Below are 25,221 nucleotides of genomic sequence, written 5' to 3'. Positions count from 1 at the left end.
GTCGGAGCGCGGGGCAATGCTGTCGTGGTCTGGCGGTCTTGGCCGCTTATTGAAACTCGACGATCACATGAAAACCCCATCGCTCAGCCTGGTGCTCGGGTTTTGGCTCGTCTCGAACGTCTTGGTCATCGCCTGGTATTGGGTGAATATCTCCGACAGATATCTTCCAGGGCTGCTACGGTATGCAGGGATCGCCTTTTTCGTGGTCGTCGCCCTCGCTCCTGTGCTGCTCCTGTTCAAGGTGAGAAGGAGCTTCTTCAATCCAGTCACGCTTGGACTGCTCGTGAGCTGCTGCCTCGCGCTGTCCATCACCGCGCACGAAGCGAACCTCCTGCGCGAGCAAATGCAGTTCAGCCTCGATCACGAGCGCGAGTTCGCCCACACAAACGCCGTCGAAGGCGTCATGCGGCCGCTGCTCGCCAAGATTACCGAGGCGTACGTCCGGATATTCGGCGACGACCGCAGCCCGGGTGGCTCGACGTATCACACCCACATCATTGCCAACTACCTGTTCGATTCGTTGTCGTTCCTTGCCGTGTTCGCATTGGCAACTCTGCTGCTTTCGCCGACCGCGGCTTGGCTCTGTCTGTTGACTTTTGCGTTCTACACGCAGACCGCGATGTATCCGGGACGCATGGGGCCCGTTTTCATAGCGGGCGGGTTGTTCTGGCAGCTTTATCTGCTGACGTCGCGGCGCTATCTGGCCGCGATCATTTCAGGGCTGATCATCAGCTTCGGGCGTACTGACGTCGTGTTCGCTTCGAGCTTCGCGCTGTTGGGCCTGGCGGCGTTCGAGCGCCGCTGGCCCGATATGAAGGAATGGGCCATGTTTGCCGCGCTGGTCGGCATTTCTCTGGCTGTACCGAAGATGCTTATCTGGATGAATCCCGCGACCGATTACGGCTCGTTCCTCGTTACGAAAGGCGACTTCAGCAAACTTGTGGTCAATCTTCAGACGATGAAGCTTGTCGTGGCAATCGCGAGCCCCGTGCTTGCAATCGTTATTGTGAGGACGTTTGCATTGACCCGGGCGAATGCCATCGTCGGTTCGGCTTGCCTGGTCCATGTCGGGCTCGTCTTCTTCATCGCCGACTTTTCCGAGACGCGCCTGATCCTACCCGGTTTGGCAGGGTTGACCTTCGTAGCCAGTGAAGGGCTTGGAAAGTTGCTCGAAGGACAGAAGGAGATGAAAGCGGGCAGCGGCTGAAAGCGGGGGGCGGTTAGCGCGCGGCCGATGTGTATTTCATCAGAACTGCTTTGAGGTCTTTGCCGACGACACGCTCTCCGCAGACGCTGAGATGGTCGGAATCTCGATACATCAAGCAATCGCCGTCCAGAAGTCCTCGTGCGTTCTGGTCGATGACATCGAAGAACGAGATATACTGAAAGTTCCGCGGTGGCTGGCTGGTCTTGTCCCGGAGGTGCTTGTCGAGGGTCGAGAAGATGCTGACCGTCGCGGGGTTGAGGTGAAATCCAGCGCGCGCGACCCGTTTCATGCCTTCGAAATCGCGGAAGTCCATTCTCGATTCGACGAATGGCCCCAGCCAGATCGTCCTGGTCATTCTGGACAGGGCTTGCAGGTAGTCAATCGTGATGGCGATCGGGCGCTCGTTGAAATGGTACCTGCCTCCGAACTTCATCACATCTTCCGGCTCCTGCCGGTTATGTTCGTCGACCACGAGGTGGGAGCCGGAGAAATGAAGTATGATCGTTCCGACTGCATCGCGATGAGCTTCCATGAACTGATCGAAGGTGACATAGGGGCATTCGGGGATCCTGCCCCAGGGGCGACATCCGGGGCCAACCAAGCCGACCAGGAACTTCGCATAATCGTTCCTGAATAGTGCGTTGTAGATGTTCATCGCATGGGAATCGCCGAGGACAACGGTCGCAGGCCCGAAGCGTTTCGAGCAGTCGATGAGCCGGCTCTGTTCCGCGGGCCCTAGCTTTGAAGTCCAGAACACGCAATCGCCGTCCGATGCCATGTCGCGCATGAAATCGCCACCCGTGCTGCGCTCGAGCAACTCATACAGACGGCGGGTATCGTTGCTGCTGAAGTAGAGGCTCTGCTTCTCGAAGCCGTTCATGGCGATCGCGAAGATGCTGGCCCCGGCCAGGCCGAACAATCCGGAGCAGGACAGGGCAACCAGGGCAGGCATTTTGAGCCGCTTTCGATCTCTGGCCGGCTGCTCAACAAAGCGATAGGACAACGCGGCAAGCGCGAGAGAGAGCGCTGTCAGGATGAAAGCAACGGCGACATTGGGCCGGGTGAAGCCGCTCAATCTGGCGAAAACGAAAACCGGCTGATGCCATAGATAGGCGCTGTAGCTGATGAGCCCGATGGCGACGGGAACGCGGCTTCCGAGCAGTTTTCCCGTCGGCGTCCGCGCGGCAGCAAATGCGATGACGAGGCCGGCTCCGAGCACGGCAGGTAGAGCGCGCAAATCGGGGTATCGGATATCGCCGTGGTCGAGGAAGCCATAACAGATAAGCCCGATGCCAAACACGACGAAAACGTCGAGCACTGCATTGGGTAGTTGAGCTCTCAGTTTTGTAACCGGCCACAAGGCCAAAAGCGCGCCTGTTAGCAATTCCCAGAGACGACTTGGTATCAGATAGAACGTCGCCTCCTTGCTTTGAGGGCCCCATTGCGCATAGGCAAGGCTTGCAATCGCAATCGCGAAAATTAGATGGCCCGCTCGCTTGCGGCCAAATCGCAAGGCGCCCATCAGCACAATGGGGAAGATGAGATAAAATTGCTCCTCGACGCCGAGGCTCCATGTATGCAGCAGAGGCTTCAGTTCTGCTGCCCTGTCAAAGTAGCCACTTTGCGCCCAGAAGAAGACATTCGATACGAATGCACACACTGCAAGCACGCTTTTCGAGAACTCGGTTACCTCGCGTGGAAGCATGAAGATGGGAACGAAGGGGATGCACACGAGGATGACGACGATGAGTGCCGGCAATATCCGTCGGACCCGCCGTTCGTAAAAAGCCGCAAATGTAAATCTGCCGTCCTCCATCTCCCTGCTGATGATGGAAGTGATCAGATAGCCGCTGATGACGAAGAATATGTCTACGCCGAGATAGCCGCCCGGAATCGCGTCAAGTCCGGCGTGGAAGAAGATAACCGACAGAACGGCAATGGCTCTAAGGCCATCAACTTCGGGGCGATAATCCACTTAAGAAGCCTGATTTGGGTCCTAGCTCGGCATGATGATCGTGATCGAGCGCCCAAGTAGCGCTGTCTTTGGGCCTGAAAGAAATCGTGCGTAGTCCTGCTACCACACGCTTCGTCCGCCATCCATCACCAGGTTCTGCCCGGTCATGTAGCTCGACGCATCCGAGCACAGGAACTGCACCGCGGCGCGGTACTCGTCGACCTCGGCCATGCGGCCCATCGGGATCAGGCGCGTCAGTCGCTCGACGAAGGCGGGATCCTGGTTGTTGAAGACGCCGCCCGGTGAGATCGCGTTGACGCGGACGCCGTGATCGGCCCAATACGTCGCCAGATATTTCGTCAGCCCGATCAAGCCGTGCTTGATCACTGAGTAGGTCACCGGCTTCACCGGCTGCTCCTCCTCGCGTGTCACCTGCGGCTGGCGATAGAGCCGCTGGTCCGGCGCGATCACGCCGAGATCGGAGGCGATGTTGAGGATCACACCCCGGCCGCGCGAGGCCATCGCGGCGCCGAACACCTGCGCGCACAGCATCGCGCCGGTGAGGCCGACGGCGATCTCGGTCTGCCATTGCGGTACCGGAAACGCCTCGAAGCGGGAGGAATGCATCACGCCGGGTGCGGAGGTCACCTTGGGATCGATGGCCGCGTTGTTGACGAGGATGTCGACGGAGACGCCGCGGCCGGAAAGCTGCTCGTGCGCAGCGCGCACCGAATCGAGTGTGGTGACGTCGATCGCAAGCGCGATCAGTTCGGCGGACGGCGCATTCTGCTTGAGTGCGGCAATTGCGGCTTCGGCCTGCGCAAGTCCGACGTCGGTGACGACGACGCGCGCGCCCGCCTCGGAGAGCGCGGCGACATGCTGCCGGCCGAGCAGGCCGCCTGCACCGGTCACGAGAGCGGTGCGGCCGGTCAGGTCATAGCGTGAGGACGGGCTTGCCATCGGGAGCTCCTGTCAGCTGCGTAATTGGCCGCCGTCGGCGACCATGACGCTGCCAGTAATGAACGCCGCGCGCGGCGAGGCGAGGAACGCGACGAGGTCGGCGACCTCTTCCGGCTTCCCTAACCGGCGCAGTGCCACCTCGCGAACAAGCATGTCCTCGACCGCGGCCCGGTTCTCGGCGAGCTTGCGCGCCCAGGTGCCGTCGGCGGCGAGGATGTTGCCGGGCGCGACCGCATTGATGCGGATGCCCTCGAGCGCCAGCGGCCGCGCCAGCCCACGCACGGTCGCGTTCAGCGCGGCCTTCGCGGCATAGTAGGTGACGGGCGCGCCCAGCGCCGCCATGCCGGCGATCGAGGAGATGCAGACGATGGACCGGTCACCGCTGCCGCGCGCCATCAGCGGCCGTGCGGCCTCGATCATGTTGGTCGTGGCAAAGAGATTGAGGTCCATCACCCGCGACCATTCCGCCGCGTTTTCCTGTCCGGGCGGCACAGAAGCGCCGCTGCCGACGTTGCAGACGAGAATGTCGAGGCGTCCCCACTGCCGTTCGATCTCGTGCAGCAGCCTCGCTGCGGCAGCCGGATCGGTGACATCGGCCACGTGGACCGACGTGCTGCCGCCGACCGTACCCCGCGCGGTATCGAGCGCATCTGCGCCGCGCGCCGCGAGCGCGACTCTGGCGCCTTCGGCGGCGAGCGTCGTCGCGATCGCGAGCCCGATCCCGCGGCTGGCGCCGGTGACGAGCGCGACGCGATCATCCAGCTCGAGCCTCATCGCGCGGCATCCTCGATCCAGCGAACCGTCATGTCGCGATATGTCGCCAGCGCGCCGGCGTGATCGCCGTCGCCGGCCCGCGCGGTTTGCAGGATGTATTGTCCCCTGTAGCCGGAGCGCTCGATCAGCCGGATCGTCTTGGCGAGATCGGCGTTGCCGGTGCCGAGCGGCACGGTGGTGCCGCCGCGCACGCGGTCCTTGACATGGACGTTGAGAATTCGGGGCGCGTAGGCCTCGATCTCCTCGGCGCTGTCGTAGCCCAGCGAAGCGCTGTTGCCGCTGTCGTAATTGATGCCGAAGACCTCCGCCGGAAACGCCTCGATGAAGCGGGCGAGGTCGCGCGGCGGCAGATCGGATTCGAAGACGATCTTGACGTTCTGTCTCACGAGCTGTTCGCGGCGGGCGATCAGCACCCGCTTGAGCGTGTCGCTCTCGCTCTCGCGCTCGATCTTGCCGTTGTCGACCAGCGGGACCACGATGAACTCGATGCCGATCCGGCTGCAGGCGGCAATCAGGAGATCGAGATCGTTGACGAGCGCATCGCGCACGACCGCATCGACCTTCCAGAACGGCGCCTGCATGAAGCAATCGCCGGTCAGGCTCGGGATGCGCACGCCGTTCTCACGTGCCAGCGTCAGAATCTCCTGTTGTCCCGGCTCGGTCATCAGCGGGTTCTCGCGCAGCCGCTCCTGGTCGATGGTCCATTCCATCCGCCTCAAGCCGAGCGCCTTGGCGCGGGGAAATTCCTCGCGCCATTCGTTCCACGGGAACGCCTGGATCTTGCCGTCGACCAAAGCCGACAGGCGTCCCTGCATGAAGCCGATACGTTCGAGCGTTGCGGTCACGATGTGCTATCCGAGCTGATGGCGAGGCCCTTGGCGATCCAGCCGCCGTCGACGAAGATTTCCTGGCCGGTCACATAGGCGGAGGCTTCCGACGCCAGAAAAACGGCGGCGCCCACCATGTCGGCGGGCTGCCCCCAGCGGCCGAGCATGGTGTGGCGGCGCCGATCCTCGTGCATGACGGGATCGGCATAGCTCTTCGCCGTCATCTCGGTCGCGACGTAGCCCGGCGCAAGTGCGTTGACGCGGATGCTGTCGGTTGCGTAGTCGGCGGCGAGAGCGCGCGTCAGCCCGGCAAGTCCCGCCTTTGCCGCGACGTAGCCGGGATTGCCGGGGAAGCCGCGAACCGAATTGATGCTGGTGACGTTGACGATCGCCGCCGAGCCCGCGTTCTTCAGCAGCGGATAGGCGGCGAGGATGGTGGCGTAGACGCCGGTGAGATCGGTTGCGACCGTGGCGCGGAAGCGCGTGAGCTCGCTTTCGCCGCTTTGGGCCGGAAGACTGATGCCGGCGGCGTTGACGAGTGCGTCGATGCGATCGCCCTTCGCCGCGATGCTGCGGAATGCGCCTTCGATCGCGCCGTCGTCGGAGAGATCGCAGACAATGGCGGTGACGCCTTGCGGCGCGATACCGGACCGGCTGAGGCCGAACACGGTGGCTCCGGCATCCTTGAGGCCGCTCGCAATCGCCGCGCCAATGCCGCGCGAGGCGCCGGTGACCACCGCGATCTTGCCTGCGAGCGAGAAGGTGCTGAGATCAGGCATAGCCGTAACTGCGCATGATGGCCGCGCAAAGCTTGACGTCCTCGGGGCGGTCGATCTGGAACATCTTGTGACGATCCATGACGTGGAAGCCGATCTTGCCGCCGAGACGATTGTTCTGCTCGCGCAGGAGGGATGGGATCAGGACGTAGAACGAGCCGTTCTCGAGGTAGCGCTTCTCGATCTGCTGGCGCATGCGGCGGTTGCGATAGTCGTAGTTGATCGGCTCCGGGCCGTTCGCGCCGATCCGCCAGTTGAAGTAATCCTCCACCTCACAGACCGACAGCAGGCTGTCGAGATGGTCGCGATCGAAGGTCGCCAGCGCGTTCTCGATGTCGTCGGGCTCGCGGATCGGCGATGTCGCCTGAAGCGCGACCACGCGCTCGAACCGGCCCATTTGCGCCTCGGTCGCATCGAGGGCATGCAGCCAGGCGGATTCGGAGGAGGCGAGGTCGCCTGAAATGTCGTCCGGACGCCGCACGCCGACGGCGCCGACGGCCTCGGCCGCGGCGAGGATCGCGTCGCTGTCCGACGAGACCGCCACCACGTCGACGCCGCGAGCCGCGCGGGCCTGTTCGACCGTCCAGGCGATCAGGGGCTTGCCGCAGAGATCGAGCAGGTTCTTGTGCGGGATGCCCTTGGAGCCGCCGCGCGCGGCGATCACGGCCAGCGTCTTGCGCGCCATCAGATGTGTCCCTCGAGACGCTCGAGCGCGGTCCAGAAGCCTTCGCCCATGTTCTTGTGACCCTGCCATATTTCGGGAATGAACGAGGCCGCCGGTGCATGCTTGCGCAGCACCTGTCCGATCTCGTCGAAATCGATCTCGCCTTCGCCGATCTGGAGACCTTCGCCGTCGAGGCCCTTGGCGTCGCCGAAATGCAGATGCGCGGTGTGCGGTCCGAGCTGGGCGAGACCTTGGGCGAAGTCGAAGCCGAAATGATTGGCGGCGAGCTTGGTGTGGGAGATATCGACGCACATGCGCAAACCATGCTTGGCGCAGAACGCGGCCGATTCCTCCGGGAAGATGAAGATGTTCTGGTGGCGCTGGCCGCCGAAATGCCAGGGGAACGGCGCCATGGTCTGCGGCGTCAGCTCGACGCCGTCCATGTCGAGCTCGGTCAAGCTCTGCGCAAAGATGCGGTAGCGCTCGGCTTTCTCATCCGGCGGCAACGGCTCGTCCATGGTGAAGCCGCCGATGTTGGCGACGATGGGCGGGCGCTTGGTCTTGGGGAAGAACTTCTTCAGGCCGCGGGTGATGTCGATCACCGCCTGCGTCTGCTCCAGCGAGTAGCGCCGAAGCGCCTCGTCCGGCGTTGCGAGGTCCATCAGCTTGGAGCCGGCAAACAGCTCGGGAGCGTGCACGACGAAGCCGAGATCATAGGTGCCCGAAAGATAGGCCGCCGGATCGCGCTCCATGTCGCTGTAGCTGAGATGGAATTCGATGATGTCGGGCTCGCAGATCTCCAGGAAGCGCTCGGTATCGTGATAGCGCACCGGCACGCCCCAAGGGCGGTCGAAGCGGTAGCGCCGCGCCTTTGCGGCGCCTTCATTGAGGTCGCTCTGGAAGAAATAGTCGTCGGCCGCCATCGTTCGCGTCAGCTTGCGGCCGAGCAGCGCCGGCATCTTCAGCGGCGAAAGACCCTGTCCCGGGCTCTTCACGGCGATGTCGCTTTCGGAGATCACGGTGCCGGCCGACAGGTCGCGCGCCGCCACCAGGCTCTTGGCGAGATTTTCGCGGTTGATCAGCTCGCCCTGGCTCAGCGCGCGCTCGGCGAGCTTCTCGCCGCGCGCCGCTTCAACCTCGCGAATGCCGGAGACGAGCGCCTTGAATTCCTCCGGCTCGAGACTTGCGGCATGGTCCGGGCCTTCCATCTCGCGATCGAGCGTAATGTGGCGCTCGATGACGACGGCGCCGAGCGCGACGGCGGCCGTCGAGACGGCAATGCCGCGCTCGTGGCCGGAATAGCCGACGACCGGATGGATCTCGCGCAGCGTTTCCATGAAGCGCAAATGGATGTTGTGGAGCGCGGCCGGATAGGTGCTCTGGCAATGCAGCAGCACGTAGCTGGCATTTCGGTCGTCGAGGAACTTCGCCGCGGCCTTGATCTCGTCCGTCGTGCTCATGCCGGTCGAGACGATCAGCGTCTTTCCGGTGGCGGTGAGGCGGGCGAGCAGCGGCAGGTTGGTGAGGTCGGCGGAGGCGACCTTGTAGGCCTCGACGCCGAAGCCTTCGAGCACGGCGACGCTCTTGGCGTCCCAGGGCGTGCAGAGGTACTCGATGCCCTTGGCTGCGCAGTACTCGGCGATCTTCTTCTGCTGAGCAGTCGGCAGCTCGAAGCGGCGTAGAAGATCGAGCGTATATTCGACGGCGAGGTCGTCGTCTTTCCCTGATAGGCTCGAGGCGCGATAGACCTCGTCGAGCTTGCGCATCTGGAATTTGGCACAATCGGCTCCGGCCGCGACCGCGGCGTCGACCAGCGCAATGGCGCGGTCGAAATCGCCATTATGATTGTTGCCGATCTCGGCGATGACGTAGCAGGGTTCGCCATCGTCCAGAAGACGGTTGCCGATGCGGACCGGAGCAGGCTGTTTGGGCGATGTCATCAGCATTCTCGTCTCATCTGCGTCAGGCCAGCTGGGCGGGAACACGCGACTTCCACGTCCGCAGCCCGTTCTCCTCGAACATGATGCGCGAACAGCTGTGCCCCTGCTGTTCCAGGGCCGCGATCAGCTGGTAGCGCTCGAACGGGCGGACGAAGAACATGAAGTAACCGCCGCCGCCGGCACCGAGCAACTTGCCGCCGACCGCGCCGTGCTGCTTGGCAAAATCATAGATCGCGTCGATCGCGTCCGACGAGATCTTGGAGCTCAGCTTGCGCTTGGCGTGCCAGGCCTCGTCGATCAGCCGGCCGCATTCCAGCAGTTGGCCGCGCAGCAGATGCCGTCTTATGTCGCGCGTCACTTCCTTCTGCTTGGCGGCTGCGGCCACCGCGTCGCTGGTCTCGTGCCGAGCCTTCTGGTCGCGGTGAATGGCGCCGGAATCGCGCCCCGAGCCGACGTAACAAAGCACCAGGCTCTCCTCGAGCTCGGCGATGATGTTGGGATCGAGGCGAAGCGGCACGATAGTGTTCTGGTCGGAGAAGAACTCCATGTGATTGAAGCCGCCGAACACGGTGGCGTACTGATCCTGCCAGCCGCCGGGAATGTTGAGCATCAGCCGCTCGGCCTGGAAGGCCATCTCCGCGATCTCGTGGCGGTCCCACTGGTCGCTGCGAAATTCGTTGAAGCAGCCGATGATCGCTGACGAGACCACCGCGGAGCCGCCGAGCCCGGAGCCGACCGGGAAGTCGGCGGATACTTCGAGCTCGAAGCCGTAACTCGGCTTGATCAGGCGTACGACCGACTTGATCAGTGCGAGATCTCCGCCCGTTCCGAGCTCTGCGAGATTGTCGGCCTCGACCGTGCGGCGGAAGTCGTGCGAGTAGATCCGGATGCTGGGATCGCTCCGGCGCCGCAGCGTCGCGTGAGCGTACATCTTGATCGTGGCGCTGATGACCGCGCCTCCGTCATTCGCCACGAAGTAATGCGTCAGGTCGGTGCCGCCGCCGGAGAAACTGATCCGCACCGGCGAGCGGGCGCGCGCGAACACTTCGCTCTCTTCCGACAGGTTGAACAGCTCGCGGCTGAACACGTCGACCAACCGGCCCTCGCCATCGAGGATCGGCACCACGTGGACGCGCTGGTCGAGCAGCTTGAGGATCTGCTCGCGTGGCCCGCCGGTCGGCGCCCAGACGAACTTGCGGTTGATGCAGGACACAACCCGGTCCTGGATCGTGATGCCGGTCAGCATGCGCCTGCGGATGTCGCCGTCCGTCACGGCGCCGACGATACGCCCACTCGCGTCCTGCGCGAACAGGATCCCGAGCATGTTCGCGTTCAGGCGCCGGAAGGCTTCCTCAATGGTCTCGTTCTCGGCGATGGTGACGAGGGTTCGGTCAAGCACGTTTTGGGGTCCAGAAAGGGCCGATTCCGGCCATATCGCAGCAGGGTCTGGTAATACGGGAGCGGCCGGGACGATGCAAGGTTCCTGCGCCCCGCGGCATCGCAGCCATAGCCCGAAGACCCGGCTACGCTCGTCATCTTCGTCATGCCGAGCTCGTTTCCGCGCTCCTGTTTCGCGGAAGGATGTGCTCGGCCGGCAATGACCTGCTATCGAAATCGAGCTGAGACTAGCGTTCGTCCGCGATCACCTTGCCGTCATTCGGCAGCGTGCCGGGACTGACCAGCTCGACGGCTCCGCCGAGCTTCGTCACGGCGCGCAAGCTGGCCGCGATCTCGTCGCGGAGCGAGTCGCTGGCGGTCGCGGCTTCCGCTCTCAACGTCATGGCATCGGTCTCGCCTTGGCGCGTGACGACGAGACGAAGCCTTCCGAGTACAGCGTGGCGCTTGCCGATCTCGACGATCTGCTCGGGCCGGACGAACATGCCCTTGATCTTGGTGGTCTGGTCGGCGCGGCCCATCCAACCCTTGATGCGCATGTTGGTACGCCCGCACGGGCTCGTGCCGGGCAAGGCCGCGGTGAGGTCGCCGAGCGCGAGCCGGATCCAGGGATGGTGCGGGTCGAGGGAGGTCACGACGATCTCGCCGACGTCGCCCGGCGCGACCGGATCCCCAGTGCCGGGCTTGACGATCTCCAGGATCAGGTCCTCGTTCACGACCATGCCTTCGCGTGCCTCGGTCTCGAAGGCGATGAGGCCGAGATCGGCGGTGCCGAAGGCCTGGTAGGCGTCGATGCCGCGCCCCTTGATCTCGGCCTGGAGCGAGGGCGGGAACGCAGCGCCCGAGACCAGTGCGCGCTTGATCGAGGAAACGTCACGCTCCGAGCTTGCCGCGGCATCGAGCAGGATCTTCAGGAAATCCGGCGTGCCGCTGTAGCCGACCGGCCGATACGCCTCGATCAGCTCGAATTGCTGCTCTGTGTTGCCGGGGCCGGCCGGGATCACCGCGCAGCCGAGCGCACGCGCCGATGCATCGAAGATGAAACCCCCGGGGGTAAGATGATAGCTGAAGGTATTGAGTACGATGTCGCCGGGGCGGAACCCGGCTGCGAACAGCGCTCTCGCGCCGCGCCAGGGATCGGCCTGTCGCCCTTCCGGCTCGAAGATCGGGCCGGGGGAGGTGAAGAGACGGGCGAACGAGCCGGGCGCCGCCGCCACGAAGCCTCCGAAGGGCGCGGAGGCCTTGTGCAGGGCGGGCAGTTCCGACTTGCGCAACACCGGCAAATCCGCCAGAGCCGCCCTGGAGGTCACGGCTGCGGGATCTAAGCCTTTGAGCCGCTCGGCATAGGCCGGGGCGGCCATCGCGGCTCGCAACACCTCCGGGAGGCGGGCGAACAGGTCGGCCTCGCGCGCGGCTTGCTCACGCGTCTCGCGGGCGTCGTAATGGGCGGTCATGGCTGTTCTTTCCGTGTTGGCATCCGTTGCGCGCCGCCACCGGCATGGCTATCAGACCGCCAGTGGCGAGGCTTGAAAGGGACCCGATGGCGGACGAAGGAATCATTGCGGCGGACGAGGCGTCGAACGTCGTTGCGCGCCTGAAGCGCCGTATGATCGACGAGGCGCTGCCGCTGTGGTCGACGGTCGGCTGGGATCACGCTGCGGGCGGCTTCATCGACAGGCTGCACCGCGACGGCGCGGCGGATGCGGCTGCGCCTCGGCGCGTGTTCGTGCAGGCCCGCCAGATCTGGTGCTACGCCAAGGCGGCACAGATGGGCTGGTATCCCGAGGGGCGCACGATTGCGCTGAAGGGGCTGGAGCACCTGCTGGCCAAAGCGAAGGCGCCCGATGGCCGGCCCGGCTATGTGCACCGGCTGACGCCGGACGGGTCGGTGCTGGATGCCCGGCGCGATGCCTATGACCACGCGTTCATCCTGTTCGCGCTCGCCAGCCTCTATGCGCTCGACCAGGATGCGCAGGTCCGCGCCGAGATCGATGCACTGCTCGCCTTTCTCGACGGTCACCTGCGCTCTCCGCATGGCGGCGTTCACGAAGGCCTTCCGGTCTCGCTGCCGCGCCGGCAGAACCCGCATATGCATCTGTTCGAGGCGATGATCGCGTGCTTCGAGGCGACCCACGATCTGTCGTTCCAGAACCGTGCCGGAGAATTCTTCGCACTGTTCCTCGCCAACCTTTACGACAAGCAGAAGCACGTATTGTCCGAGTATTTCGAGGAGGACTGGTCGAAGATCGAGCCGGTCAGCGTCGAGCCGGGCCACCAGGCGGAATGGGTCTGGCTGCTGAAGGGTTTTGAACGCATCACGGGCTGCCCGACCGGCCAGCGTCGGGCGGAATTGCTTGAGACCTCGCTGCGCTATCGCGACGAGGCCACGGGCTGCCTCGTCGACGAGGGCGACGCAATCGGCAATATCCGCCGCAGCACGCGCCGGCTGTGGCCGCAAACCGAGATCGCGAAGGCGTGGATCGCGCAGGCCGAATCCGGTGAGGCAGGTGCGGCGGACGAGGCGCGCGCGGCGCTGGTGCGGCTCGAACGGCATTATCTCAGCCATCCCGTCAAGGGCGGCTGGTACGACCAGTTCGACCGCGACGGCAAATCGCTGATCGACACCATTCCTGCGTCGTCGTTCTATCATGTTCTCTGCGCGGTCACGGAAGCCGAGCAGGTGCTCGGCTAGGCTCCTTGTGAATCACAGCCAGCGCTTGCGCCGCTTGAAGCTCTTGAGGTTCTTGAAGCTCTTGCGCTGGTCGCCGGCGCCGCCGAGGTAGAATTCCTTGACGTCCTCGTTGTCGCGCAATGCGTCGGCGCTGCCGTCGAGCACGACCTTGCCCTGCTCCATGATGTAGCCGTGGCTCGCCACGGAGAGCGCAGCGCGCGCATTCTGCTCGACCAGGAGGATGGTGACGCCGAGGTCGCGGTTGATCTTCTGGATGATCGAGAACACCTCTTTCACCAGCAGCGGCGACAGGCCCATCGAAGGCTCGTCCATCAGGATCATCTTCGGGCGCGCCATCAGCGCGCGGCCGATCGCGAGCATCTGCTGTTCGCCGCCGGAGAGATAACCGGCAAGGCCGGTGCGCTCCTTCAAGCGCGGGAAATAGTTGAAGACCATGTCGAGGTCGGAGTCGACCTCGCGGTCCCTGCGGGTGAAGGCGCCGAGCTTGAGATTCTCGAGCGAGGTCATGTCGGCGACGATGCGCCGGCCCTCCATCACCTGGAAGATGCCGCGGCGGACGATCTTGTCGGGATCGATGCCGTTGATCCGCTCGCCCTCGAACAGGATCTCGCCGCGCGTCACCTCGCCGTCCTCGGTCTTGAGCAGCCCCGAGATCGCCTTGAGCGTCGTCGACTTGCCGGCGCCGTTGGCCCCGAGCAGAGCCACGATCGCGCCCTTGGGCACGTCGAGGCTGAGGCCGCGCAGCACCAGGATGACGTCGTCATAGACGACCTCGATGTTGCGCACGGCGAGGAGAGGCGGCGTCGCGACAGCGGCGGGAGTTGAGCGGGTTGCTTCAATGGTTTGGGACATGCGTCTTCATTCTCCGCTGTCGTCACCCGCGAAGGCGGGTGACCCAGTATTCCAGAGGCGCCGGAGATTCCTCGAGAAGCTGCGGCGTACTGGATCCCCCGCCTTCGCGGGGGATGACAGTGTTCGTGTGGGTATGAGCCGGGCTCACCACCCCAGCAGTTCCGGCTTGCGCGGCAGCTCCACCGTCTTGACCTTCTCGAGCTTGATCGCGCCCTTGGCCATGAGATCGTTGAGGTCGCCATCGGTCGAGCCCGAGATCTTGGTGCGATAGAGATCCACCTTCAGCGTGCCGCGGTGGTCCTTCTCGGTCCAGGTGGAGGGATTGCAGACGCCTTCCATGCCGGATGGCACCCAGTCCTTCTTCTGGTGGAAGCCCTTGGCGACGTTCTCGCCGGTGGCGCCGCCGTTCTTGGCAGCCCAGTCGATCGCTTCCTTCATGTACATCGCCGAGCAGACCGCCGCGACGTAGTGCACGGGACGATAGACCTTGCCGCTGGCGTCGGACATCTTCGAGATTTCCATCACCGTCTTCATACCGGGCGCGTCGCCGCCCCAGCTCACCGCGGTGCGCAGCGGGAAGATCACGCCGTTTGCGGCATCGCCCGCGGTCTTGGCGGCGTTCTCGTCCATGCCCCAGACGTTGCCGAGGAACTGGATATCCACGCCGGCGGTCTTGCAGGCCTTCATCACCGAGATGTTGGAAGCCGCGGTATTGCCGAGATAGGCGTAGTTGGCGCCCGAGGATTTCAGGCTCAGGCACTGCGCGCTGTAGTCACCGGGCGTCAGAGCGAATATCAGCGGCGGCAGCACCTCGAAGCCGAGCTCCTGCGCCATGGCTTCGCCGGCAGCCTTCGGTGCGTTCGGATAGGGATGGTTGGCGCCCATGTGCACGAATTTGGGTTTGCCGGGCTTGCCCTTGGCCTTCCAGTCCTCGGCCGCCCAGATCAGCATCGCGCGCAACGCGTCCGAATAGCTCGGGCCGTAGAAGAAATTGTAAGGAGCGGGCTTGGCCTTGCCGCTGACGCCTTCGGGATCGGTCAGCGCCGCGGCGTAGGAGCCGGACATGTCGGGGATCTTGTCCTGGGCGAGGAAGCCGGTCAGCGCTTCGGTGTCGGCGGTGCCCCAGCCCATGATCGCGGCGACCTTGTTGTCCGGAGCCGACCATTTCTTGTAGAGCGCGATCGCGCGCGGCACCTGGTAGCCGTAATCGTTGGTGTCGAGATTGACCTGCTTGCCGCCGATGCCGCCGTTCTTGTTGACCCAGGCGAAGGTGTCGGCGACGGCCTGCCCGAACGGGGTGCCGACGTCGGAGGTGCCGCCGGAATAGTCGGCGAGATGCCCGATCGCGATCTGCGCCTGCGCGCCTGCCGAGTATGCGGCGATCGCGACCGCGAGCGATGCGGTGCTCAAAAGGGACTTCATCTTCATGGGTCGGTTCCTCCTGTTTATTGTTAAAGTGAAGTTCAATGCGAGAACGGGTAAAGCTTCCAGTACGCCTTGATCTGCCGCCAGCGATGCGCAAGCCCGTCAGGCTCGAACATCAGGAATGCGATGATGATCAGCCCGATCGCGATCTCGCGCAGGAAGGTGATGTTGTTGTTGAGCGACAATGCCTTGTCGATCGCGCCACCCTTGAGATAGTGGCTGACGAACTCCATCGCCTCGGGCAGCAACACCACGAAGGCGGTGCCCATCAGCGTGCCCATGATCGAGCCGGTGCCGCCGATGATGATCATGGCGAGGAACAGGATCGAGCGCTCGATGCCGAAACCTTCCTGGGAGACGACGAGCTGATAGTGCGCATAGAGCGCGCCCGCGATACCGGCGAAGAAGGCGGCGAGACCGAACGATAATGTGCGGTACTTGGTGAGGTTGATGCCCATGATCTCCGCGGAGAGATAGTGGTCGCGGATCGCCACCAACGCGCGGCCGTCGCGCGTGCGCATCAGGTTGGTGACGAGGATGTAGCTCAGGAGCACATAGGCCAGCACGACGTAGAAATACTGCCGGTCGCCCCGCAGCGCGTAACCGAAGATCGAGAACGGCTCGGCACTCGCCGGCACCGAGCCGCCGGAGAACCATTCGGCGCGGGAGAAGAAGTCGAGCAGGATGTATTGCGCGGCCAGCGTCGCGATGACGAGGTAGAGCCCTTTCAGCCGCGCCGCGGGGATGCCGAAGACCAGCCCGACCAGCGCCGTCACGAGTCCCGCGAGCGGGATCGCGAAGAACACCGGGATCGGCGCGTTGTTGGAGATGTAGGCCGAGGTGAAGGCGCCGAGCAGGAAGAAGGCCGCATGTCCGATCGAGATCTGGCCGGTGAAGCCGACCAGGATATTGAGGCCGAGTGCCGCGATCGAGAAGATGCCGATCTGGATCAAGATGCTGAGCCAGTAGCCGCTGAAGAATTGCGGCGCGAGGCAGAGCAGCGCGACGCCTGCGATCGCGAAATTGCGGCCGGTGGTGGTCGGGAAGATCGTGGTGTCCGCGGCGTAAGTTGTGCGGAAATCACCAGCGGGGATGAGGGCAGGGCCGGCCATGGGTCAGATCCGCTCGATGTCGTGGGTGCCGAACAGGCCGTAGGGCTTGATCATCAGCACGATGATGAGGACGTAGAACGGCGCGATCTCGTAGAGATTGCCCCAGTGCAGATATTCGCTGTCGACATATTGGGCGACGTTCTCGAGCAGCCCGATGATGATGCCGCCCAGCACGGCGCCGCCGACGGAATCGAGCCCGCCGAGGATCGCCGCCGGAAACACCTTGATGCCGTAGGCAGCAAGGCCCGAGGACACGCCGTTGACCACGGCGACGACGACGCCCGCGACCGCCGAGACGGTCGCCGAGATCGCCCAGGCCATCGCGAACACGCTCTTGACGGAAATGCCGAGCGACTGCGCCACCTGCTGGTTGAACGCGGTGGCGCGCATCGCAAGGCCGTATTTCGAGGCGCGGAAGAACCAGGCCATGCCGATCATCATGGCAACCGAGACGACGAGGCTCATGACGTAGACGGTCTGGATCTGCAGGCCGAGCAGGCTGACCGACTGGCTCTCGAACACGCGCGGGAACGGCTGAGGGTTGACGCCGAACATCCATTTCAGCGTCGCCTGCAGCACGGTGGAGAGGCCGATCGTCACCATGATCACCGAAATGATCGGCTCGCCAATCATCGGCCGCAGGATCAGCACCTGCACCGCGATGCCGAACATGAACATGAACACCAGCGTGACCGGCATGCCGATCCAGAACGGCACCTGGTATTTCGCCAGCAAGGCCCAGCACACCCAGGCGCCGACCAGCAGCAATTCACCTTGCGCGAAGTTGACGACCTGCGTCGCCTTGTAGATGAGCACGAACGACATCGCGACCACGCCATAGAGCGTGCCGACCACGAGGCCGTTGACCAGGAGCTGGATGAGGAAAGCGGTGTTCATATTGGGTGACTCAGCTCGTCATTGCCGGGCTCGACCCGGCAATCCATCGATGCGGAAGGAAGACTGTTCGGAAGAGGATGGATGCGCGGGTCAAGCCCGCGCATGACGACTATCCGTGTCACTCCGCAGCCTCCGCCATGTGCCCGCGCCCGCCAAGGTCCACCACGCGCAGGGTCGTTCGCACCCGCTGCGTGGTGCCGTCCTGGAAGCGGATCACGGTGTCGACGGGGATCTCGGAATCGCCGTGGTAAATGGCATCGATGATGCCGGCGTATTTCTCGTTGATGACGCCGCGGCGCACCTTTCGCGTCCGGGTGAGCTCGCCGTCATCGGCGTCGAGCTCCTTGTAGAGCAGCAGGAAGCGCGAGATGCGCTGTGCCGGCGGCAGGGTGGCGTTGACGGTCTCGACCTCCTTCCGCAGCAGCGCGTAGACCTCCGGCCGTGAGGCGAGGTCGCTGTAGGTCGTGAAGGAGAGGCGGTTCTTTTCCGCCCATTTCGAGATGATGGAGTAGCGGATGCAGATCATTGCCGCGAGCGCGTCGCGGCCGGCCCCAAGCACCACGGCCTCGGCGATATAGGGCGAGAATTTGAGCTTGTTCTCGATGAATTGCGGCGAGAAGCGTTCGCCGCGGGAGGTCTCGGCGAGATCCTTGATGCGGTCGATCACGACGAGCTGGTTGTCAGCGTTGAAATAGCCGGCATCGCCCGAGCACAGCCAGCCATCCTTGATGTCGGCGACGCTGGCCTCGGGGTTCTTGTAATAGCCGAGGAACATGTTGGGATGTCGCACGACGATCTCGCCGACACCGTGGACGTCGGCATTGTCGATGCGGATCTCGACGCTGTCCGCCATCGGCACGCCGGTGGTATCAGGGTCGACCCTGCCCTCGGGATGCAGCGTGTAGGCCCCGAGCAGCTCGGTCTGGCCGTAGAGCGTGCGCAGCGGCACGCCCATGGCCTGGAAGAACTTGAAGGTGTCGGGCCCGAGCGCCGCGCCGCCGGTCGCGGCCGAGCGCAACCGGGTGAAGCCGAGGCGGTCGCGCAGCGCGCGGAACAGGATCGCGTCGGCAAAGCCCGAGCGCCTGCCCTGTTCCAGCGCGGCAAGGCCCGACTTCATGCCGATGTCGAACAGGCGCTGCTTGAAGGGCGTTGCGTCCATCACCTTGGCGCGGACGTCGGCGGCGATGGATTCCCAGACGCGTGGCGCGAACAGCACGAAGGTCGGTGCGATCTCGCGCAGATCGTTCATCATCGTGTCGGGCTCTTCGACGAAGTTGATCTTCATCCGGCAGAGCAGACCTTTGCCGAGCACGTAGACCTGTTCCATGATCCAGGGCAGCGGCAGCACCGAGACGTATTCGTCATCGGGACCCTTGGGGTCGAAGGCGAGATAGGTCGCGCAATGGCCGAGCACGCGGCCGGCGGCGAGCATCGCGAGCTTCGGATGCGAGGTGGTGCCCGACGTCGTGCAGAGAATCGCGACGTCCTCGCCCCTGGTAGCATCGACCAACCTGTCGTAGAGCTCCGGCTCGCGCGCGGCGCGGGCACGGCCGAGCTCGGCAAGCTTCTCCGCCGGCATCAGGCGCGGGTCGTCGTATTTCCGCATCCCGCGCGGATCGGAATAGATGATGTGCTTCAGCTTCGGCACGCGCTCGGCGAGGATAAGCAGCTTGTCGACTTGCTCCTCGTCCTCGGCGAACACGAGCTGCGCCTCGCCATAGTTGAGGAGATAGGAGGCTTCCTCGTCCAGCACGTCGCGATAGAGCCCGAGGCTGAGGCCGCCAATGGCATGCGTCGCGACTTCTGCCGCGACCCAGTCCGGCCGGTTGTCGCCGATGATGCCGACCACATCACCGCGGCTCAGGCCGAGCTCGATGAGGCCGAGCGCGAAATCACGCACGCGGGCCTGATAGTCGTTCCAGGTGAAGATGCGCCAGAGCCCGAGATCCTTCTCACGCATTGCGATCTCGTTGCCGTGCTCCCTGGCATTGAGCCGGAGCATCTTCGGATAGGTATCGGCCTGCGCGACGCGGCCCGCATAATCCATCATGCCGCGCTCTCCTGCTCCGGAGAGGCATCATCGGGATCGACCAGCACCTCGTCCTCTTCGCCGAGATAGGCGCGCCTGACGTGGGGATCGGCGAGCACGGTCGCCGGATCGCCCTCGGCGATCTTCTTGCCGAAATCCAGCACCATGACGCGGTGGGAGATGTCCATCACCACGCCCATGTCGTGCTCGATCATCACCACCGTCATCCCGAACTCCTCGTTGAGATCGACGATGTAGCGGGCCATGTCCTCCTTCTCCTCGAAATTCATGCCAGCCATAGGCTCGTCGAGGAGGATCAGGCGCGGCTCCAGGGCCATGGCGCGGGCGAGCTCCACGCGCTTGCGCAGGCCGTAGGGGAGGGTGCCGGCGGTGGCCTTGCGCACCGACTGCAGATCGAGGAAGTCGATGATCTCTTCCACCTTGCGGCGGTGCTCGAGCTCCTCCTTGCGCGCCCCGGTGAGCCAGTACAGCGAGCCCGTGAGGAAATTGTTCCTCAACAGGTGATGGCGGCCGACCATGATGTTGTCGAGCACGCTCATGTGGTGGAATAGCGCGAGATTCTGGAAGGTGCGGCCAATACCGAGCGAGGCGCGGGCATTCGGCGTCAAGCCGGTGATGTCGCGATCCTGATAGAACAGCTGGCCTTCTGTCGGCTTGTAGCGGCCGGAAATACAGTTCACGATCGAGGTCTTGCCGGCGCCGTTGGGGCCGATGATCGAGAACAGCTCGCCTTGCCTGATGGCGAAGCTGACGTCGGTCAGCGCGCGGACGCCGCCGAATCGTAAGGACACGCCGCGCACTTCGAGACTGGTAGCCACCAAACGAATCCCTCCCGGTGATGGCGCTTGATTGGCGCTCTTCCGTTCCTGTCGGGCGATCCTAGTACGGTCGTGCCGGCCAGACCATGCAGCTATTGGTCTCGACCGGACCGGCGCAACCTTCGTTCCCGTGAGGGATCAAAAGCCGCATCGCCTGAGGTGGTCCTCAATAGGGGAAAGCGCTATTTTGAAATGTCTCCGGCCTGACAATTCTGCGACAAAGTTTGTTGGACCGAGCGGGTCTTCATCTTTCGTCGGATGGGTGGCCGGAGCGATTCTGTTGCAGTGCAACAGGGACATGGGGTGACGGAACGGTGCGGCTGGCTTCGAGATCATGATTTCAGAGGATCATCTGAAGCGCATTGCCGCCTGGTCGCGTGAGCTCACACCAGCCGAGATCGAGGTCGCGCGCGCCGGAATCACGGAGCGGTCCTACGGCACCGGCGAGAGCGTGTTCATGCGCGGTGATATTTTTGCCTATTGGGCCGGCATGGTGGGCGGCCTTGCCCGCATGGGCGGGGTTTCGCGCGACGGCAAGGAGACCAGCCTTGCCGGGCTGACGGCAGGGGCTTGGTTCGGCGAGGGCAGTGTGCTCAAGAACGAGCCGCGCCGCTATGATGTGGTCGCGCTGCGCGACAGCCGCATCGCGCTGATGGAACGCAGCGCCTTCATGTGGCTGTTCGAGAACAGCGTCGGTTTCAACCGCTTCCTGGTGCGCCAGCTCAACGAGCGGCTCGGCCAGTTCATCGGCATGCTCGAGGTCAACCGCACGCTGGATGCCACCGCACGCCTCGCCCGCAGCATCGCCTCGCTGTTCAACCCGATCCTCTATCCGGAATCGACCGCGCATCTGGAGATCACCCAGGAGGAGATCGGTGCGCTCTCCGGCATGTCCCGCCAGAACGCCAACCGCGCGCTGAACCGGCTGGAGAAGGAGGGGCTGCTGCGACTGGAATATGGCGGGGTTACGATCCTCGATATCGAGCGGCTGCGCGGGTACGGGGATTAGAAGTCTCGTCAGCGCGCATTGGCCGGCGCGTGCACCGGCCAGAGGTCGGCGCGCCAGCGGATCGCAATGGCGAGCATCGCGACGAATCCTGCCACGGCATAGAGCGATCCCGTCGCGGAATAGCCGATGCGGTCGATCAGACTGCCGGCCGCGAGCAGTCCGATCGGCAAGCCGTAGATCACCATCATGCGCACGCCCATGACACGGCCGCGCAGATGTGCGCTCGCGGTGCGCATCAGGATGACGGCAGCCGAGATCATGGACATGCTCTGGGCGATACCGGCGAGCACGAGGCAGGCCATCGCCACCGGCATCGTCCTGACCTCGACGAACACCAGCAGCATGGCGTACCAGGCCAGCGTCGCGCCGATCAGAAGCCGCGCGATGCGCACGCCACTGACCAGGCTGAGCGTGATGGAGCCGATCAGCGACCCGACGGCGAAGCTCGCCGACAGATATCCGAGGCCGGTCTGGTCGGTGTGAAAGATCTCCCGCGCGATGTAGGGCAACAATCCGCCCGTGAAGGGAAATGCGGTGAGATTGGCCAGGAAAGCGACACACAGTGCCGCGCGCATGGCCGGGCCGTTCCAGGCGTAGACGATTCCCTCTTTGAGGTCGCCAAACAGCCGCGAAACGGTGTGGCTGTTGGCGGGGAGATCGCTCGTGGCGACGGTCCTTTTCGGCCGGGTCAGGCAGAGCATGAGAAGCGCTGCTGTGAAGTAAAGGCAGGCGATCGCCACATAGATGAGGCCGATACCGAGCACGGCGAACAGCCCGGCCCCCGTCAACGCTCCGGCAATGCGCGCGCTGTCCTGGGTCGTCCGCGCAACGCTGATGGCGCCCACCAGCTGCTCGGCCGGCATGATATCAGCGAGCAGCGCGCCGCGAACGCCGAGATCGGAGGGACGAATCAGGCCCATGATCGTGACGATGATCATGACGCTCAGCGGCGACAGATGACCGCTCAGCGCCAGGACCATGATGGTCGACGACAGCGCCGTATAGGCAAGACGCATCGCGACCAGGAGATCGCGATGACCGATGCGGTCGCCGATCATGCCGAACACGGGCGCGACCAATGTTCCGACGAACTGGAGTGAGGCGAGGACGGTGAGCAGCAGCACCGAGCCGGTCTCGACGATGATGTACCAGCCGAGCACCAGCGTCTCGACCTCGAAGGCCCAGGAGGTGAGCAGGTCGGACGGCCACTGGAAGCGGTAGTTGCGGATGCGGAATGGCGCGAGCGCCGAAGGTCGTGCAGTGGCGTTCACGACGCGATGACGCGTGTCACGGCGATTCCCTTAACCCTTGTTGTTGCTTCTTGCCGTCGCGCAACCTAACGCTGGCGGTGACTGTGTCAATCGCAGCCGCCGCAGGCCGCCCCCGCGCTCGGCTCTTGTCTCGCTGCGCGTGCCGGCTTCCTATCGGCCAACGCGCTTGCCATGGCCGAGATCAGAGGACGCATGAAATAGGCGTCGTCGGCGGGCGAGACGTCGGTGCGCAAGCCATGCGCGGCGAGCTCGCCGGAAACGGCCGGGCCGACCGATGCGATCAGTGTGCGTTCGAGGCCTGCGCGCAGCTTGGCCTCGCTGCCATGCGCCTTGGCAACCTCGATGAGCCTGCGGACCTGGCCGAGATTGGTCAGGGCGATCGAGTCGATGCGGCCCTCTGCCATGTCGTCGATGGCGGCGACGATGTTGGCATCGGCAGCCTTGGAATCGTAGACGTAGGGCAGCACCGTATCGACGGCTGCGCCTTGCGCGGCCAGCGCGCCGGTCAGCGCGCTGTGATCCTTGTCGGGATAGAGCTGGAGACCGAGGCGCCGCCCGTTCAGGTCGAGCCTGGCCATCATCTCGATCACGCCTTCGGTGGTCGGCTTCTCCGTGGTCTGCTGCGTCTCGAGGCCGATCTCGCGCAGCGCCTTGCCCGGCTTCGGGCCGCGGGTGAACTTGCGCGCCTGGGCGAGCGCCGCGACAAGGGCGGCGTCGAGCCCGCGGGCACGGGCGAGCTTCATGATGCGGCGCAGGCCTTCGCCGGTCATCAGCACGAGATCGTCGAAGGGCTTGTCGATGGCACGGCGGATCCAGGCCTCGATTGGAGCCGGGTCCGGCGCATCATGGATGGTGAACATCGGGCATTGCACGACCTCGGCGCCTTGCTCGGCCAGAAGCTTGGAGAACTGCGCCTCCTCGCGCGTTTCCAGGATCAGGATCCGGTAGCCGTTCAAGCGGTCGGCCATGGGTATGCTCCGTTGAGAATTCGCAATTGTCCGTTCATCCTGACTCCGCGGCTGGGATTGGCGCAAGGGCGGGTCGGTGCTAGAGCAGGGCGCAATCCGCTGGATCGTTCCGCTGCACAAACCTTCATCAAGAGCCGAGCCTTGCCCGACCATCAATATGTCCTGACCCTGTCCTGTCCGGATCGCCCAGGCATCGTCTCGGCGGTGTCGACGTTTCTCGCTCATAATGGACAGAACATCCTCGACGCCCAGCAGTTCGACGACGTCGAGACCAAGAAGTTCTTCATGCGGGTGGTGTTCACAGCGGCCGATCTTGCCGTGGAACTGGCGGCACTGCAGACCGGCTTCGCCGCGATTGCCGAGCGTTTCGGCATGGAATGGCAGATGCGCGACCGCGCTGCGCATCGCAAGGTGATGTTGCTGGTGTCGAAATCCGATCACTGCCTGGTCGACATCCTCTATCGCTGGCGCACCGGCGAATTGCCGATGATTCCGACCGCGATCGTCTCCAACCATCCCCGCGAGGTCTATGCCGGGCTCGATTTCGGCGGCATCCCCTTCCACCATTTGCCTGTCACCAAGGAGACCAAGCGCGAGCAGGAGGCAGAGATCATGGACCTCGTCGGCAAGACGAAGACCGATCTCGTCGTGCTCGCCCGCTACATGCAGATCCTGTCCGACGATCTCTCGGCAAAGCTGTCGGGGCGCTGCATCAACATCCACCACTCGTTCCTGCCGGGCTTCAAGGGTGCCAAGCCCTATCACCAGGCCCATGAGCGCGGCGTCAAGCTGATCGGCGCCACCGCGCATTACGTCACGCGCGACCTCGACGAGGGCCCGATCATCGACCAGGACGTCGAGCGCATCAGCCATCGCGACACGCCGGAGGATCTGGTCCGCAAGGGCCGTGATATCGAGCGCCGCGTGCTGGCGCGGGCCATCCGCTACCATCTCGACGACCGCGTCATCCTCAACGGTCGCAAGACCGTGGTGTTCGTGGATTAGCGCACCGTCATTCCGGGGCGCTGCGCCAGCATCGAACCCGGAATGACGACAGTCCTTCTTAGCGCACCGGGCTGCCCGACGTCGTGCCCGTCGTCCCCGTCGCGCCCTTTTGGGCCTGTTCTTCCTTCTCGCGATCGGCCGCCGGCATCAGCCGCTTGCGCTCGCGTTCCTTCATGTAGGCGTCGTATTGCGGCGTGCCGGGTCGCGGTGGCGCATCAGCAGGCAGGCCGCCAGCCCATTGCGGGACGTAGTCGCCCATGCCGGCAGAGAGCTTTTCGTTGACCGTCCCGCAGCCTGCAAGATTAGAAGCGAACAGGGCGAGTGCGGCGGCGATCGAAAGCGAGCGGGAACGCATGAATATCTCTGGTCGCACCCCGATCGGCGCGGATGGGAGGAGCGCCGGATAGATCTCGGCGGCAAACCATAGCTCTCAATATGTAAAATTGGCCTATTCGAGGGTGAGCTAAGCTGTATACAAGAAAGGTATTAAAGTAAGCATATTTTGCACTTGATGGGGGAACGGCAGTTGATACGGTATACACTCCGCAGCTGTCCTAACGGTCATCGGCGGGGGCCGCGCCGCAAACCGGGGCTTTTTCGTTGACAGGACCATTTTATTTGTACA

General features: G+C 64.0%; 22 protein-coding genes. 4 read left to right on the top strand and 18 right to left on the bottom strand.

Annotated elements, in window-relative coordinates:
* The first annotated feature begins 16 nt into the window (after positions 1 to 16).
* Positions 17 to 1,207 carry a hypothetical protein gene (locus AC24YW_RS24360; RefSeq protein ID WP_487485090.1) on the top strand — a complete coding sequence of 397 codons (1,191 nt, stop codon included), beginning with the start codon at positions 17 to 19 and terminating at the stop codon, positions 1,205 to 1,207.
* A gap of 13 nt (positions 1,208 to 1,220) precedes the next feature.
* On the opposite strand, the gene AC24YW_RS24355 is transcribed toward AC24YW_RS24360, so the two are convergent.
* The 9 genes from AC24YW_RS24355 to AC24YW_RS24315 form a co-directional block, all read right to left on the bottom strand.
* Positions 1,221 to 3,182 carry an acyltransferase family protein gene (locus tag AC24YW_RS24355; RefSeq protein ID WP_487485089.1) on the bottom strand — a complete coding sequence of 654 codons (1,962 nt, stop codon included), beginning with the start codon at positions 3,180 to 3,182 and terminating at the stop codon, positions 1,221 to 1,223.
* Positions 3,183 to 3,281: 99 nt separating this feature from the next.
* Entirely contained in the window at positions 3,282 to 4,121 is an 840-nt protein-coding gene (locus AC24YW_RS24350; RefSeq protein WP_487485088.1) for an SDR family oxidoreductase, read from the bottom strand.
* 12 nt (positions 4,122 to 4,133) lie between these two features.
* A complete protein-coding gene (locus AC24YW_RS24345; RefSeq protein ID WP_487485087.1) occupies positions 4,134 to 4,895 on the bottom strand; it encodes an SDR family NAD(P)-dependent oxidoreductase in 762 nt (253 codons plus the stop codon).
* Positions 4,892 to 5,740 (bottom strand): sugar phosphate isomerase/epimerase family protein, encoded by an 849-nt coding sequence (locus AC24YW_RS24340; protein ID WP_487485086.1) that lies wholly within the window; start codon positions 5,738 to 5,740, stop codon positions 4,892 to 4,894. Before AC24YW_RS24340 ends, AC24YW_RS24345 begins: the two co-directional genes overlap by 4 nt.
* Positions 5,737 to 6,501, bottom strand: coding sequence for an SDR family oxidoreductase (locus tag AC24YW_RS24335; RefSeq protein WP_487485085.1), 765 nt, complete (start codon positions 6,499 to 6,501; stop codon positions 5,737 to 5,739). The genes AC24YW_RS24340 and AC24YW_RS24335 overlap by 4 nt, the downstream gene beginning before the upstream one ends.
* Positions 6,494 to 7,183, bottom strand: a complete 690-nt coding sequence (locus AC24YW_RS24330) for an acylneuraminate cytidylyltransferase family protein (RefSeq protein WP_487485084.1) — start codon at positions 7,181 to 7,183, stop codon at positions 6,494 to 6,496. Before AC24YW_RS24330 ends, AC24YW_RS24335 begins: the two co-directional genes overlap by 8 nt.
* Positions 7,183 to 9,102 (bottom strand): N-acetylneuraminate synthase family protein, encoded by a 1,920-nt coding sequence (locus tag AC24YW_RS24325; protein ID WP_487485083.1) that lies wholly within the window; start codon positions 9,100 to 9,102, stop codon positions 7,183 to 7,185. The genes AC24YW_RS24330 and AC24YW_RS24325 overlap by 1 nt, the downstream gene beginning before the upstream one ends.
* Before the next feature lie 22 nt (positions 9,103 to 9,124).
* Positions 9,125 to 10,501, bottom strand: coding sequence for a GHMP family kinase ATP-binding protein (locus AC24YW_RS24320; protein WP_487485082.1), 1,377 nt, complete (start codon positions 10,499 to 10,501; stop codon positions 9,125 to 9,127).
* Between the two features lie 226 nt (positions 10,502 to 10,727).
* Positions 10,728 to 11,951: a phenylacetate--CoA ligase family protein gene (locus tag AC24YW_RS24315; protein WP_487485081.1), complete on the bottom strand. Its 1,224-nt coding sequence runs from the start codon at positions 11,949 to 11,951 to the stop codon at positions 10,728 to 10,730.
* Positions 11,952 to 12,037: 86 nt separating this feature from the next.
* Here AC24YW_RS24315 and AC24YW_RS24310 point away from each other — a divergent pair, with 86 nt between their 5' ends.
* Positions 12,038 to 13,189, top strand: coding sequence for an AGE family epimerase/isomerase (locus AC24YW_RS24310; RefSeq protein WP_487485080.1), 1,152 nt, complete (start codon positions 12,038 to 12,040; stop codon positions 13,187 to 13,189).
* 12 nt (positions 13,190 to 13,201) lie between these two features.
* Here AC24YW_RS24310 and AC24YW_RS24305 read toward each other — a convergent pair whose 3' ends face one another.
* The 6 genes from AC24YW_RS24305 to AC24YW_RS24280 all read right to left on the bottom strand — a co-directional run bounded on the left by AC24YW_RS24305 (position 13,202) and on the right by AC24YW_RS24280 (position 20,343).
* A complete protein-coding gene (locus AC24YW_RS24305; protein WP_487485079.1) occupies positions 13,202 to 14,041 on the bottom strand; it encodes an ABC transporter ATP-binding protein in 840 nt (279 codons plus the stop codon).
* A 144-nt stretch (positions 14,042 to 14,185) separates the two neighbouring features.
* Positions 14,186 to 15,469 carry an ABC transporter substrate-binding protein gene (locus AC24YW_RS24300; RefSeq protein ID WP_487485078.1) on the bottom strand — a complete coding sequence of 428 codons (1,284 nt, stop codon included), beginning with the start codon at positions 15,467 to 15,469 and terminating at the stop codon, positions 14,186 to 14,188.
* Between the two features lie 35 nt (positions 15,470 to 15,504).
* Entirely contained in the window at positions 15,505 to 16,578 is a 1,074-nt protein-coding gene (locus tag AC24YW_RS24295) for a branched-chain amino acid ABC transporter permease (RefSeq protein ID WP_487485077.1), read from the bottom strand.
* 3 nt (positions 16,579 to 16,581) lie between these two features.
* Positions 16,582 to 17,475 carry a branched-chain amino acid ABC transporter permease gene (locus AC24YW_RS24290; protein ID WP_487485076.1) on the bottom strand — a complete coding sequence of 298 codons (894 nt, stop codon included), beginning with the start codon at positions 17,473 to 17,475 and terminating at the stop codon, positions 16,582 to 16,584.
* Between the two features lie 118 nt (positions 17,476 to 17,593).
* Complete coding sequence (locus AC24YW_RS24285; protein WP_487485075.1) at positions 17,594 to 19,525, bottom strand: AMP-binding protein; 1,932 nt, start codon at positions 19,523 to 19,525, stop codon at positions 17,594 to 17,596.
* Positions 19,522 to 20,343, bottom strand: a complete 822-nt coding sequence (locus AC24YW_RS24280) for an ABC transporter ATP-binding protein (protein WP_487485074.1) — start codon at positions 20,341 to 20,343, stop codon at positions 19,522 to 19,524. Before AC24YW_RS24280 ends, AC24YW_RS24285 begins: the two co-directional genes overlap by 4 nt.
* A 334-nt stretch (positions 20,344 to 20,677) precedes the next feature.
* Here AC24YW_RS24280 and AC24YW_RS24275 point away from each other — a divergent pair, with 334 nt between their 5' ends.
* A complete protein-coding gene (locus AC24YW_RS24275) occupies positions 20,678 to 21,352 on the top strand; it encodes a Crp/Fnr family transcriptional regulator (protein WP_487485073.1) in 675 nt (224 codons plus the stop codon).
* An 8-nt stretch (positions 21,353 to 21,360) separates the two neighbouring features.
* Here AC24YW_RS24275 and AC24YW_RS24270 read toward each other — a convergent pair whose 3' ends face one another.
* Both AC24YW_RS24270 and AC24YW_RS24265 read right to left on the bottom strand, forming a co-directional pair.
* Positions 21,361 to 22,623, bottom strand: coding sequence for an MFS transporter (locus AC24YW_RS24270; protein WP_487485072.1), 1,263 nt, complete (start codon positions 22,621 to 22,623; stop codon positions 21,361 to 21,363).
* An 86-nt stretch (positions 22,624 to 22,709) separates the two neighbouring features.
* Complete coding sequence (locus tag AC24YW_RS24265) at positions 22,710 to 23,591, bottom strand: uroporphyrinogen-III synthase (protein WP_487485071.1); 882 nt, start codon at positions 23,589 to 23,591, stop codon at positions 22,710 to 22,712.
* A 141-nt stretch (positions 23,592 to 23,732) separates the two neighbouring features.
* On the opposite strand from AC24YW_RS24265, the gene purU reads away from it, so the two are divergent.
* A complete protein-coding gene (gene purU / locus AC24YW_RS24260; protein WP_487485070.1) occupies positions 23,733 to 24,596 on the top strand; it encodes a formyltetrahydrofolate deformylase in 864 nt (287 codons plus the stop codon).
* Between the two features lie 58 nt (positions 24,597 to 24,654).
* Here the strand turns inward: purU and AC24YW_RS24255 are convergent, their stop codons facing one another.
* Positions 24,655 to 24,951 (bottom strand): hypothetical protein, encoded by a 297-nt coding sequence (locus tag AC24YW_RS24255; protein WP_487485069.1) that lies wholly within the window; start codon positions 24,949 to 24,951, stop codon positions 24,655 to 24,657.
* Positions 24,952 to 25,221: the final 270 nt, after the last annotated feature.

It is taken from the genome of Bradyrhizobium sp. USDA3516, from assembly GCF_057651995.1.
This window is presented reverse-complemented; position numbering and strand designations above follow the sequence as displayed.

Coding starts and splice junctions, on each gene's coding strand:
- AC24YW_RS24325 (WP_487485083.1), bottom strand. CDS start 9,102: ATGACATCGCCCAAACAGCCTGCTCCGGTCCGCATCGGCAACCGTCTT.
- AC24YW_RS24295 (WP_487485077.1), bottom strand. CDS start 16,578: ATGGCCGGCCCTGCCCTCATCCCCGCTGGTGATTTCCGCACAACTTAC.
- AC24YW_RS24350 (WP_487485088.1), bottom strand. CDS start 4,121: ATGGCAAGCCCGTCCTCACGCTATGACCTGACCGGCCGCACCGCTCTC.
- AC24YW_RS24330 (WP_487485084.1), bottom strand. CDS start 7,183: ATGGCGCGCAAGACGCTGGCCGTGATCGCCGCGCGCGGCGGCTCCAAG.
- AC24YW_RS24345 (WP_487485087.1), bottom strand. CDS start 4,895: ATGAGGCTCGAGCTGGATGATCGCGTCGCGCTCGTCACCGGCGCCAGC.
- AC24YW_RS24290 (WP_487485076.1), bottom strand. CDS start 17,475: ATGAACACCGCTTTCCTCATCCAGCTCCTGGTCAACGGCCTCGTGGTC.
- AC24YW_RS24300 (WP_487485078.1), bottom strand. CDS start 15,469: ATGAAGATGAAGTCCCTTTTGAGCACCGCATCGCTCGCGGTCGCGATC.
- AC24YW_RS24360 (WP_487485090.1), top strand. CDS start 17: ATGCTGTCGTGGTCTGGCGGTCTTGGCCGCTTATTGAAACTCGACGAT.
- AC24YW_RS24275 (WP_487485073.1), top strand. CDS start 20,678: ATGATTTCAGAGGATCATCTGAAGCGCATTGCCGCCTGGTCGCGTGAG.
- AC24YW_RS24315 (WP_487485081.1), bottom strand. CDS start 11,951: ATGACCGCCCATTACGACGCCCGCGAGACGCGTGAGCAAGCCGCGCGC.
- AC24YW_RS24305 (WP_487485079.1), bottom strand. CDS start 14,041: ATGTCCCAAACCATTGAAGCAACCCGCTCAACTCCCGCCGCTGTCGCG.
- AC24YW_RS24335 (WP_487485085.1), bottom strand. CDS start 6,501: ATGCCTGATCTCAGCACCTTCTCGCTCGCAGGCAAGATCGCGGTGGTC.
- AC24YW_RS24265 (WP_487485071.1), bottom strand. CDS start 23,591: ATGGCCGACCGCTTGAACGGCTACCGGATCCTGATCCTGGAAACGCGC.
- AC24YW_RS24310 (WP_487485080.1), top strand. CDS start 12,038: ATGGCGGACGAAGGAATCATTGCGGCGGACGAGGCGTCGAACGTCGTT.
- AC24YW_RS24255 (WP_487485069.1), bottom strand. CDS start 24,951: ATGCGTTCCCGCTCGCTTTCGATCGCCGCCGCACTCGCCCTGTTCGCT.
- AC24YW_RS24285 (WP_487485075.1), bottom strand. CDS start 19,525: ATGATGGATTATGCGGGCCGCGTCGCGCAGGCCGATACCTATCCGAAG.